Below are 11,914 nucleotides of genomic sequence, written 5' to 3'. Positions count from 1 at the left end.
TCCAGCCGTTCTCAGGGTTATGACATTCGATTTTATTTTAGCAAATGTTCACATAAAACACCAATCTTTGTAGCCTGATCAGCAGGAGCCGGCATCCGTTATTTGGCTGTTACGTGCAGGCTTGGCATGCAGGAAGGAAGCTGAAGCTGCCGGGAATGTCTCTGGGGCCGCGCTGGGTTCGATCGTTTCCTCTGCGCTGCTGTCGACTTGACGGTCCAACTCGCTTCCGAAAATATGCCCGAACGCTTCCTGGATCGACTCCACCGGAATGACGCGCAGACCGTTCAAATCCTCGAACAGAGTCTGCCAATTTTCCTTCGGAATGATCACTGTCGTTGCTCCTGCCTGGAAGGCCGCCTCGACTTTGGCGATAACGCCCCCGATCGGCTTCACTTTACCGTGAATGCTGATTTCGCCCGTCATGGCCAGTCGATTGTCCACCGGCAGCCCTTTCATCGCCGAAACGATGGCGGTAGCCATGGCGACACCGGCGGAAGGACCGTCAATCGGCGTTCCTCCAGGAAAATTGATATGCAGATCATAATCGCCAGGCGAAAGACCCATGGAGCGCAGAACGGTCAGCACGTTTTCGATGGAGCCCTTCGCCATGCTCTTGCGGCGCAGCGTTCGGGAGCTGCCCCCGCCGATCTCTTCCTCTTCGACGACCCCGGTAATATTGTAGACGCCTTGTCCTTTGGCGACTGGAACGGCAGTCACCTCAATTTCAAGCAGTGCTCCCATGTTCGGACCGTACACGGCAAGGCCGTTGACCAGGCCAACCTGCGGGCGCTCCGGAACCTTCCGGTCCGGACGGGGCTGAAGCTGGCTGCTGCTTGCTACCCATTCGACGTCGGAAGCCGACAGGGAGTCCCTTTTTTCCGTCAAGGCCAAACCTGCTGCCAGCTGAATGATATTGACCGCCTCGCGTCCGTTGGTCGCATACTGCTTCACAACCTCGACCGCCTCCGGGCATGGCTTCAGACCGATCTTTTGAATGGCATCCTCCGCAATGCGGCTGATCTCCTCAGGAAGCAACGGGCGGAAAAAGATTTCCATACAGCGCGAACGCAGCGCCGGCGGAATTTCCTGCGGCGAGCGTGTCGTTGCCCCGACCAGACGAAAATCGGCCGGAAGGCCGTTCTGGAAAATATCGTGCACATAGGCCGGGGTGTTGCTGTCCTCCGAATTATAGTATGCACTTTCGAGCAGGACCTTACGGTCCTCCAGCACTTTTTAACAATTTATTCATTTGGATCGGATGCAATTCCCCAATCTCGTCGACAAACAAAATTCCCCCGTGCGCTTTCGTAACCGCACCTGGCTTAGGCTGAGGAATGCCGGCGACGCCCATGGAGCCCGCCCCCTGATAGATCGGGTCATGGACCGATCCGATTAATGGATCGGCAATCCCCCGCTCGTCGAAACGGGCGGTGGTCGCATCAATTTCGGTAAATTTGGCGTCGGCTTTAAATGGCGAGGCGGATTTTTTTTTGCCTCCTCCATCACGACCCGGGCGGCTGCCGTTTTCCCGACTCCCGGTGGCCCATAGNTAATGACATGCTGCGGATTCCCGCTGCACAGCGCGGCCTTCAACGCACGAAGCCCGTCCTTCTGTCCGACGATATCCTGCAGCGACTGCGGTCTCGTTTTTTCGGCAAGCGGTTTGGTCAGCGAAACCGAACGCAGCTTGCGCAGCTTATCCATCTCTTTGCGTGATTCCCGATCCACCGCGGTGCGGTTCGTCTTCTGCCCGCGAAGCAAATTCCAAAAATAGACGCCGATGATGATCGCAAAGAAAAATTGTACCAGCATCATAATCATGGTTAAATCCATAGTAAATCCCTCCCGATTCTCAGTTCAGTGGCTTCTCCTCCGGCATGGTTTTAGATTGATAATCATCTTGCCGGAAATAGGTTCGTTAGCCTGATACATGGTAGTATAGCCTTTTCACCCATGAGTAAACGGGATGGGCCGGGATTTTTGCATCTTTTTTGGAAAATGTCCGCCCTCATTCAAAAAAGAAGCCGCATCACTGCATAAGCAGGACTGCGGCTTCTTGCGGCAAAATTAGTGTTTGCGCCCCGGGATCGTTCCGGTTTCTTCGTATACTTTGACGATGCTGTCGATTTCCTTCTTCAATTCGTCCACCATTTCGGCTTCCGGCACTTTGCGGATCATCTCTCCGTAACGGAAAAGGAGTCCCTCGCCGCGACCGCCGGCGATGCCGATGTCCGCTTCACGCGCTTCGCCCGGACCGTTGACCGCGCAGCCAAGCACGGACACTTTAATCGGCACTTTCAGCTGGGAGATGTAGGCTTCCACTTCGTTGGCGATGGAGAACAAGTCGATGTCCAGCCGCCCGCAGGTCGGACAGGACACGAGCGTTGCGGCGTTCGAGATCAGACCGAAGGTCTTGAGCAGCTCACGCGCCACTTTGACCTCTTCCACCGGATCTGCGCTCAGTGAAATACGCACGGTGCTGCCGATGCCCATCGAGAGCAGGGCGCCGATGCCCGCCGAGCTTTTGATCGTACCGGAGAACAGCGTTCCCGATTCGGTAATACCAAGGTGCAGCGGATAAGGAATCACTTCGGCCGCTTTACGGTAAGCTTCGATGGCCATCGGCACGTCGGAGGCTTTCAAAGACACGATAATATCGTGGAAGTCGAGTTCTTCCAAAATGCCTATGTGATATAGGGCACTTTCCACCATAGCTTCAGGCGTCGGATACCCGTATTTCTCCAGCAGATGAGCTTCGAGCGAACCGGCATTGACGCCGATCCGGATCGGAATCCCGCGCTCTTTACAAGCCCGGACGACCGCTTCCACCTTGTCGCGGCTGCCGATATTGCCGGGGTTGATCCGGACTTTATCGATGCCGTTCTCGATGGCTTTCAGCGCCAGCTGGTAGTTAAAATGAATATCCGCAACGAGCGGAATATGAATGCGTTTCTTGATCTCTTTAATGGCTTCCGCCGCTTCCACATTGTTGACCGTTACCCGGACAATCTGGCAGCCGGCTTCTTCGAGCCGAAGGATTTCCGCCACCGTGGCTTCCACGTTAGCGGTCTTCGTCGTACACATGCTTTGGATAATGACTTCGTTGTTACCGCCAATTGTCAAATTACCGACCTTGACCGGCCGTGTGTCTTGTCTCAAAAACATGATTGTTCTCTCCCATAACGCCAAGACTCCACCCCGTCCCCGCGAAGCAAGCGGCAGGGCGGAAGTGGAGAATCGGCACCTAAATTTGGGAAAATGGCATCTGTTTTACAAACAGATTACGCACTTTCCTCTTGTTTTTTATCTTTTTTGCTGATCAATTCCGGAATCATCTTCTCTTTGACAACCTGCTCCGTAATGATGCAGTCCTTGATATCCTCGCGGGAAGGAACCTCATACATTACGTCCAGCATGATGCCTTCAATGATGGCCCGAAGTCCGCGGGCACCCGTATTGCGTTTGATCGCTTCGCGGGCAATCGCTTCAAGGGCTTCCGGCTCGAATTTCAGCGTTACGTTATCCATTTCGAGCAGTTTCTGATACTGCTTCGTCAGCGCGTTCTTCGGCTCGGACAGAATACGCACCAGCGTCTTCTCATCGAGCGGCTCCAGCGTCGAAATGATCGGCAGACGTCCCACGAATTCAGGGATCAGGCCGAATTTCAGCAGGTCTTCCGGAAGAACCAGACCGAGGTATTCGCCCGGTTTCAGATCTTTCTGGTTGTCGGTACCCGCATTAAAGCCGATAACTTTCTTGCCGATCCGGCGCTTGATCATTTGCTCCAGGCCGTCAAAGGCACCGCCGCAAATAAACAGGATGTTCGTCGTATCGATTTGGATAAACTCCTGGTGCGGATGCTTGCGCCCGCCTTGTGGCGGAACCGAAGCGACCGTTCCTTCCAGGATTTTCAGCAGCGCCTGCTGTACCCCTTCACCCGATACGTCACGGGTAATCGAAGGGTTCTCGGATTTACGCGCCACCTTGTCGATTTCGTCGATATAGATAATGCCGCGTTCGGCTTTTTCCACGTCGTAATCGGCTGCTTGAATCAGCTTCAGCAGGATGTTCTCTACGTCCTCGCCCACGTACCCGGCTTCCGTAAGGGAAGTCGCGTCGGCAATGGCGAACGGAACGTTCAAAATTTTGGCCATCGTCTGGGCAAGCAGTGTCTTACCCGAACCGGTTGGACCCAAAAGCAGGATGTTACTCTTCTGAAGCTCGACGTCTTCAATTTTGCTGCCGGTATTGATCCGTTTGTAATGGTTGTACACGGCAACGGACAACGATTTCTTCGCTTGTTCTTGACCGATGATATACTGGTCCAAAATATCGCAGATTTCCTTCGGTTTCGGAATATCCTTCAGATCCAGCTCTTCCTCATGTCCGAGCTCTTCCTCCACGATCTCCGTGCAGAGCTCGATACATTCGTCACATATATAGACACCGGGGCCAGCAACAAGTTTGCGCACTTGCTCCTGGGATTTCCCGCAAAAAGAGCACTTCAGCTGCCCTTTTCATCGTTAAATTTAAACATGTAAACACCCCTTTAAGATTTAATCGGTGAAGTGAGAACCTGGTCAATTATGCCGTATGCTTTCGCTTCCTCCGCGCTCATGAAAAAGTCACGATCCGTATCGCGCTCAATTTTTTCAAGGGGCTGACCCGTGCGCTCCACGTAAATTTGATTGAGCTTTTCCCTGGTTTTAATAATCCAGCTCGCATGGATTTGGATGTCGGACGCCTGGCCCTGAACACCGCCGAGCGGCTGGTGAATCATGACCTCGCTGTTCGTCAGCGCAAAACGCTTGCCGGGTGCTCCGGCCGTCAACAGCAGGGATCCCATGCTCGCCGCCATACCAACGCAAATCGTGGATACATCAGGCTTGATAAACTGCATCGTATCATATATACCCATCCCCGCTGTGACAGAACCACCCGGTGAATTGATATACAAATGAATATCTTTCTCCGGATCCTCCGCAGCCAGGAACAATAATTGAGCTATGACGAGATTGGCAACATCATCATCAATCGCACTGCTCAGGAAGATAATGCGGTCCTTGAGCAATCTGGAGTAAATATCGTACGATCTCTCGCCTCTATTGGTTTGTTCTACAACCATAGGTATCAGACTCATGTGTCCAACCTCTTTTCCATGTAAAAGATGTGATGCGTGCTTCAATCAAGTTTACAGCACTATTCTAACATGTTCAAAGCACGATGTCATTTTTTCACTCCACACCATTTAATACAGTGTATGAGTCTTCTAACAATTATAACCCGAAACGGACTCTTGAATCGAATATGTATGGAAACAAAGCATCCATTTTCATGCAAGATTTAGATATAAATGGATACTTTTAGTTAAAAATAAGGCACGCAAATGAATATACGTGCCTTATCTCTCTATAGGTCCCTTATGTCAGCCTCCGCACTTAGATCAGATGCAGATGACCGCGTCCGTTTCCTTCTTATTTTTCTTCAGCAGTTTCAGCAGTTTCAGCAGTTTCTTCGGCTGCTTCCACTTCTTTGCTGTTCTCAACCAGGAGATCAACCGTTTTGCGAAGGGAAATTTCTTCGCGCAGGCTTCCCAGCGAACCGTTTGCTGTAAGGATGTTGCGGATCTCGTCAGCAGTACGCTTGTAAGATTCAGCCATCACTTCCAGCTCTTTGTTGATGTCTTCCTCAGTTACTTCAATGTTCTCTTCTTTGGCGATTTGCTCCAGAACAAGGTTGTTGCGAACGCGTTTCTCGGCATCGTCCTTCATTTGCTCTTGCAGATCGCCCGTCGTTTGGCCAGAGAAGCTGAGGAACATTTCAAGGTTCATGCCCTGATTGCGCAGACGGTTGTCAAAATCACGCATCATGTTTTGAATTTCGCCGTCAATCATCGCTTGCGGAATTTCCACTTCGGCGTTGGCGGCAACTTTGTCTACGACAGCTGCTTCCTTATTGCCTTTCGCTTCTTGTTCCTTGCGCTCCAGAAGTTGTTTCTTCAGGTCTTCCTTGTACTCGGCGAGCGTTTCGAATTCACTTACGTCTTTGGCGAATTCGTCGTCCAGCTCAGGAAGCTGTTTGCGCTTGATTTCATGCACTTTCACTTTGAACACGGCTTTCTTGCCGGCCAGTTCTTCCGCATGATATGTCTCAGGGAAAGTCACTTCCACGTCTTTGAAGTCGCCAGTCGCCATGCCGACAACCTGCTCTTCAAATCCAGGAATGAACGTGCCGCTTCCCAGTTCCAGAGAATAACGCTCAGCTTGTCCGCCTTCGAAAGGAACGCCGTCAACAGATCCGTCGAAGTCGATCACGGCGACGTCTCCGTTCTCGGCAGCGCCTTCGTCGATAACCGACAGTTCGGCATGACGTTCTTGCAGACGCTTCAGTTCAGCGTCAAGCTCTTCGTCCGAAACCTCAACCTTTTGTACCGGAACTTCCACGCCTTTGTAATCGCCCAAAGTTACTTCAGGCTTAACCGTTACTTTCGCTTTGAATTTGAACACTTCGCCTTTTGCGAATTGGTCAATCTCCACTTCAGGACGGTCTACAGGGAAGATGTCAGTTTGGTCGACAGCTTCTGTGTATACTTCAGGAAGCAAAATGTCGATTGCGTCTTGATACAGAGCTTCGACGCCATAACGGGCTTCGAAGATCGGCCGAGGTACTTTACCTTTACGGAAACCAGGCACGTTAGCCTTTTTTGCTACTTTATTAAAAGCTTTGTCGAGGGCTGCAGCTACACGGTCTGCTTCCACTTCAACTTCAAGAACGCCAAGGTTCTTCTCTATTTTTTCCCAGGTTGCTTTCATTTTATGCTTTCCCCTCCAAAAATAATTCACATGTACTTAAGTTATCAGCACGCACAGAATAACCATTATAGTATAAACAACATTGCGGTGTTTTTCAAGGGCAAGCCCTTGGCAACTCTTCAGGTAAACGTTTCCGATCGCCTATTCCTGCATGCCGGCCGACACGAACTGCCTGAAGCTTCGATAAGCCTGCTCAAAACGGAAGCGCATCGTGTCCGTGATCCCGTACATCGCCCGGGACTCCTCCTCGTTGCGGCTGCCTGTGAGGCTCTCGGTGACGATCTGATGCAGGGCAGCTGCCCAGATGTCGATCGTCGTGTCGTCCTCGTCAAGGATCGACAGGTAATCCTCCGTCCCGTAGATCGCCATAATAAACTGCGACCACAGCTCCTGGGCAAAATAATACAGCGTCGGCTCCTGCACTTCGGTCTGCGCAGCCACACGCTCCGTTACCATTGCCACCTGCGGCGGAAACTCCTCCGGCGTTAAAGGCACCGTCTCCATATCGACGCTTACCTGCTCCTGTCCGCGCTTAAACTGCACCGTGCCCTGCATACCGCGCTTGCGCAGCGTTTGAAGCACCCTGAACTGCAGCAGCGGATGAAGGCGAGCCTGCATCAGCCACCCCACCAGCTTGTCGTCGATATCCGAGCCTTCCAGATAGGACAGCTGCTCGAGAGCGAGCATGGTCTGCTCCGATAATGGCTCTTCCATGGCGGTGTGCAGCAGCTTGTCGGCGTAATGCTGGTCTTCGGCCAGCTTGGCCCGCACGTTCTGCCGTTTCATTTCTTCCTCGTCAGGCTCCTCCTCATGCTCATGAGAGTCCAAGCCTGTACCCTGCCCGCCGCCGTGATTCATATATTGTGGAAAAGCGGCTTCCAGCCATTCCAGAAGCGCCTGCCATTCTTCATAATGCCTCTCATCCTGCCCTTGGCACTGCAGCAGGAAACGCAAAAGCTCCATCGCTTCCCCGTACCGTTCATTTTCCAGCATGACGGTGAGCTGAATCTGATAGAAGTCGAGCGTCTTTGGAAAAAGAATGACGTTGTCCTTCGCTGGGGAAATATGTTCTTTAATATGTATTCCCTCCTTTCCCCGTGCTTGTGTGCAAATAATTGTTGATTATAGCATACCTCTTTCAACTTGAAAAAAAACATGTGAATGGACGGGGAATCCATTCGTTCTATGAAAAACGTATAGAAACCATTAATAATATAAATGGGGATTGAAACAACTTTTTTTCTCTTGCCCTGAGAACAGATGAGGGGGACTATGAGAAAGGAAAGAAAAACATATTGATATTATCAAAAATATATGTTATGATCTTTCTTGCTTGAATTTTTCATGTCCCAGTAGCTCAGCTGGATAGAGCAACGGCCTTCTAAGCCGTCGGTCGGGGGTTCGAATCCCTCCTGGGACGTAAGAAAGCTCTCCTTATTGGAGAGCTTTTTTTAGTTCCAGGAGGGGTTATGAGAACCCCTTAGGGGGTTCGTCGAAGCATACGCTTCGTTAGCGCCCGCTTCGCAGTCCGCCCTTTAGGGCGGTATCCCGAGCTGGGACGTGTTTTTGCGTCCATAGGGATGAGAACCCCTACAGGGGGTTCGTCGGAGCATACGCTTCGATAGCACCCGCTTCGCAGTCCGCCTGTAGGGCGGTATCCCTCCTGGGACGTAAGAAAGCTCTCCTTATTGGAGAGCTTTTTTTGGTTCCAGGAGGGGTTATGAGAACCCCTTAGGGGATTCGTCGGAGCATACGCTTCGATAGCATCCACTCCGCAGTCCGCCCGTCAGGGCGGTATCCCTTCCTGGGACGTATGAAAGCTCTCCTTACTTGGAGAGCTTTTTTAGTTCCAGAAGAGAATTGCGAACCCCTCAAGGGGTTCGTCGAAGCATGCGCACCGATAATCTCCTCTTCTATAACCTTCCCCACCCATTCGCTCAGTTGAACACAAAAAAAGAGGACCCCAAGGTTACCCCAAGGTCCTCTCTATCCCATGCTTGTTACAGCTTCACGATTTTGCCTGTGTCCTGCGATTCAAACGCGCCCAGGATGACGTTCAGGGAACGCAGACCTTCTTCGCCGGAAATTTGCGGCGGCGTGTTGGTCAGGATCGATTCCACGAACGCGTCGATGACGCCGCTCGGTACTTGCTTTTCGTTCGTCGCCATGGCGCCGACCTTGTACGTTTCCACAGTGCCGTTGGTCAGCTCGACGATAACCTCGTCGCCTTCAACGGTTCCGATCTTCATGCAGCCGTTTTCGCACCAGAGCACCGTACCGTTGTCGCCGGAACGGTAGTGTGTCCAACTCGCCATCAGCGTGCCCACAGCTCCGCTCTTCATACGCACGATGCAGGTCGCATTGTCGTCCACGTCCGTACCTTCTTTATGTACGGTACCGATAAAGCCGGCGACTTCCACGATCTCATCGTTCAGCAAATAGCGGATGAAGTCGGATTTGTGCACGCCGAGGTCACCCATGGCGCCCATGATCGCTTCATCCTTGCGGAAGACCAGCTGTCGCGTCCGTCGACGCTCCAGCTTTCCGGACCACCGTGGCCGAAAGACGTGCGGAACGTCAGCACTCTGCCGAGCTTGCCGGAATCCAGAATTTCTTTTGCCTTCACGTGCGGAGGCATGAGGCGCTGATTGTGGCCCACCATCAGGAAGACGCCGTTTTTGCGGGCCGCTTCGATCATCTGCTCCCCTTCTTCCTTCGTGGTCGCCATCGGCTTTTCCACCAGGACGTGCAGCCCGGCATTCGCTGCATCGATGCTCATCGAAGCGTGAAGCTAGTTCGGTGTACATACGCTGACTGCGTCAAGCTTCTCGTTCTTCAGCAGTTCCTTGTAGTCGGTGTATGCTTTGGCACCATATTGTGCCGCCACCTCTTCAGCGCGCTCCTTGAGCGGATCCGCGAAAGCAACCAGCTCCACATTCGGGTTCGCTGCGTATTCAGGAATATGTCTGCGCTGGGCGATGGCGCCGCAGCCGAAAACCGCTACTCTAATTTTACTCATGGATACAAATCTCCCTTTCCTTGGCTCTGATCTTCATCAAATTAAAATTGGTTCAAGTAGTTCTGTTTCAGCCAGTTCATGCTGTTCTCCACGCTTTGCAGCGGAGGATTCTGGCACACGTCCTGCTCGACGATCAGCCACTGCGTACCAGCATCGGAAGCGGCCTGAATGACGCCCGGCAAATTCACGTCCCCTTGACCAAGCTCAAGCGTCTTCATGTTGCCATCGGCATCCTTGCTGAAGTCCTTCAGGTGAAGGAGCGGCAGGCGTCCGGCATATTTCGGGATATAGGTGAGCGGATCCTGTCCGGCAAACTGCACCCAGCATACGTCCATTTCCACTTGAACGGCTTCAGGCGAAGTGGAGGAATACATGGCGTCGAATACAAACTCGCCGTCAATCTTGTCCGCGAATTCAAAATCGTGGTTGTGATATCCGAAGGTCAATCCTTGTTTGCGCGCCTCGGTACCCACTTCCTCCAGGAAAGCAAACAGTTCCTTCCACTGCTTGATGTTCTCCCGGTCTTCCGGTGCAACGTAAGGACACATCATGGTTGTCGCGCCGATCGTTTTCAGGTAATCGATCTCTTTCTGCAGGTCGGCCCGAAGCAGATGCAGGCCCACATGAGCGTAAACAATATGATTGCAACATGAACTATTTGCTTGTTTTTTTGAGAAAGGGGAGCACATGATGGAAGCCAGACTGCTGATTTGCGATTACTCCTACCATTTCCAGCAGTTCAGCAACAGCCACCGCGCTGGCTTGACGACCTATTTGTTCCGGCTGCAGACGGAAGGATCCTGCACCGTATTCTGCAACGGCACCGATTACCATGTCGAAGGCGGGGACCTGCTGCTGCTGAAACCGGGAGACGAATACGAGCTTATGGTGCATGAAGACGCCGGCGGGGGACGCGTCTCGAGCGGGGATTATTTTCTGTTTTGCGAAGGCGGCTGGATCGATGCCTGGTGGAGCCGGATGAGCCGGCCGGTCGTCAGCCGGATTGGCAGCGACGATCGCCTGCTCGGTCTGTGGAGGCAGCTGCTGCTAGAAAAAAGGCGCGGCCTGGAGGGGGAGAACGTGGAGCTCACCGGTTACCTGCTGCGAAGCTTGTGCCTTTGCCTGGACCGGGCCATCACGGAGACGAAGCCGGCGAACCGCACCGCGTATACCGCGCTGAGACTGAAGCGTTTTGTCGAGGAGCATGCCACCGTTACCTTTAAATTGGAGGAAGCCGCCGCCCATGTCGGCCTGAGCCTGTCCAGAGCCGTCAAAATCTTCAAGGAGCAGTACGGCAAAACGATGATCCAATACGCCTTGGAAATCCGGCTGAACGCCGCCATCGAACGGATGAAATACAGCACCATGACCCAGGAGGAGATCGCCGAAACCTGCGGTTTTGCCAGTTATTCCTACTATCACCGCGTGTTCCGCAGCACCTACGGGATGTCGCCGGCCCAATACAGGGAGAGCTTCGCGCCTGATGCCAAGCCGCAGCCGGACAAATAATCGGTCATACCAAAAAGCAACCCGCCCGGTATGAACCGTTGACGGATTGCCTGATTTTACGCGAGCAGATCGTTTTCGATCATTGAACATCCACACTATCCTTTGGTGGAGCCGGCCACCATGCCCTTCATGATTTTCTCCTGAAGGATCAGATAGATGACGATCGTTGGAAGCACCGCGATGGCCATCGCCCCCATCGTCAGGCTGTAATCCGTGCCGAAACCGTCCGAGAAAAGGGACAGGCTGAGCGGCAGTGTCTTCAGCGCCTGCGTGTTGATAAAGACGAGTGCGAAAGAAAAGTCGTTCCAGAACCGCAGAAACGCCAGAATCGAAATCGTCGCCACGATCGGTGTGCAGAGCGGCAGGATCATCCGGCCGAATATTCCCCACCATCCGCTGCCGTCGATCATCGCCGCCTCTTCAATCTCTTTCGGAATCGAGGACATGTAGGCCATGGACAGAAACACGGCGATCGGCAGCTCAAACGCTGTATAGGGCAAAATGAGCGCACCGTAGGTGTCGAGGAGTCCCATGTTTTTCATCATGATAAACAAGGGAACCAGCGTGCTGTGGA

General features: G+C 52.7%; 6 protein-coding genes, 1 tRNA gene and 4 pseudogenes. 2 read left to right on the top strand and 9 right to left on the bottom strand.

The window, feature by feature from the left end; genetic code table 11:
• Positions 1–78: 78 nt before the first annotated feature.
• From lonB to CPT76_RS34925, 6 genes and pseudogenes are all read right to left on the bottom strand, one after another.
• A pseudogene (gene lonB, locus CPT76_RS34950) lies at positions 79–1,833 on the bottom strand (ATP-dependent protease LonB).
• A gap of 234 nt (positions 1,834–2,067) precedes the next feature.
• Positions 2,068–3,165 (bottom strand): flavodoxin-dependent (E)-4-hydroxy-3-methylbut-2-enyl-diphosphate synthase, encoded by a 1,098-nt coding sequence (gene ispG / locus CPT76_RS34945; RefSeq protein ID WP_105446154.1) that lies wholly within the window; start codon positions 3,163–3,165, stop codon positions 2,068–2,070.
• Between the two features lie 116 nt (positions 3,166–3,281).
• Positions 3,282–4,537, bottom strand: a pseudogene (clpX, locus tag CPT76_RS34940) (ATP-dependent protease ATP-binding subunit ClpX).
• 12 nt (positions 4,538–4,549) lie between these two features.
• The gene (clpP, locus tag CPT76_RS34935) at positions 4,550–5,140 is read right to left on the bottom strand and encodes an ATP-dependent Clp endopeptidase proteolytic subunit ClpP (RefSeq protein WP_076174335.1); all 591 of its coding nucleotides are present in this window, start codon (positions 5,138–5,140) and stop codon (positions 4,550–4,552) included.
• A gap of 334 nt (positions 5,141–5,474) precedes the next feature.
• A complete protein-coding gene (gene tig, locus CPT76_RS34930) occupies positions 5,475–6,812 on the bottom strand; it encodes a trigger factor (protein WP_105446153.1) in 1,338 nt (445 codons plus the stop codon).
• Between the two features lie 141 nt (positions 6,813–6,953).
• The gene (locus CPT76_RS34925; protein WP_105446152.1) at positions 6,954–7,805 is read right to left on the bottom strand and encodes a hypothetical protein; all 852 of its coding nucleotides are present in this window, start codon (positions 7,803–7,805) and stop codon (positions 6,954–6,956) included.
• Between the two features lie 353 nt (positions 7,806–8,158).
• On the opposite strand from CPT76_RS34925, the gene CPT76_RS34920 reads away from it, so the two are divergent.
• Positions 8,159–8,232 (top strand) — tRNA-Arg (locus CPT76_RS34920).
• A 580-nt stretch (positions 8,233–8,812) separates the two neighbouring features.
• On the opposite strand, the pseudogene CPT76_RS34915 reads toward CPT76_RS34920, so the two are convergent.
• Both CPT76_RS34915 and CPT76_RS34910 read right to left on the bottom strand, forming a co-directional pair.
• Positions 8,813–9,831 (bottom strand): annotated as a pseudogene (locus tag CPT76_RS34915) (Gfo/Idh/MocA family protein).
• A gap of 41 nt (positions 9,832–9,872) precedes the next feature.
• Positions 9,873–10,460: pseudogene (locus CPT76_RS34910) on the bottom strand (sugar phosphate isomerase/epimerase family protein); the annotation flags it as partial.
• Between the two features lie 61 nt (positions 10,461–10,521).
• Between CPT76_RS34910 and CPT76_RS34905 the strand changes: the two are divergent.
• On the top strand, positions 10,522–11,340 hold the full coding sequence (locus CPT76_RS34905) for a helix-turn-helix domain-containing protein (RefSeq protein WP_105446150.1): 819 nt from the start codon (positions 10,522–10,524) through the stop codon (positions 11,338–11,340).
• A gap of 95 nt (positions 11,341–11,435) precedes the next feature.
• Here CPT76_RS34905 and CPT76_RS34900 read toward each other — a convergent pair.
• The coding region (locus tag CPT76_RS34900; protein ID WP_146116538.1) for a carbohydrate ABC transporter permease at positions 11,436–11,914 on the bottom strand (479 nt) is incomplete at its 5' end.

The organism is Paenibacillus sp. AR247 (genome assembly GCF_002968895.1).
Lineage (GTDB): Bacteria > Bacillota > Bacilli > Paenibacillales > Paenibacillaceae > Paenibacillus_AQ > Paenibacillus_AQ favisporus.
This window is presented reverse-complemented; position numbering and strand designations above follow the sequence as displayed.

Coding starts and splice junctions, on each gene's coding strand:
- ispG (WP_105446154.1), bottom strand. CDS start 3,165: ATGTTTTTGAGACAAGACACACGGCCGGTCAAGGTCGGTAATTTGACA.
- clpP (WP_076174335.1), bottom strand. CDS start 5,140: ATGAGTCTGATACCTATGGTTGTAGAACAAACCAATAGAGGCGAGAGA.
- tig (WP_105446153.1), bottom strand. CDS start 6,812: ATGAAAGCAACCTGGGAAAAAATAGAGAAGAACCTTGGCGTTCTTGAA.
- CPT76_RS34925 (WP_105446152.1), bottom strand. CDS start 7,805: ATGCTGGAAAATGAACGGTACGGGGAAGCGATGGAGCTTTTGCGTTTC.
- CPT76_RS34905 (WP_105446150.1), top strand. CDS start 10,522: ATGGAAGCCAGACTGCTGATTTGCGATTACTCCTACCATTTCCAGCAG.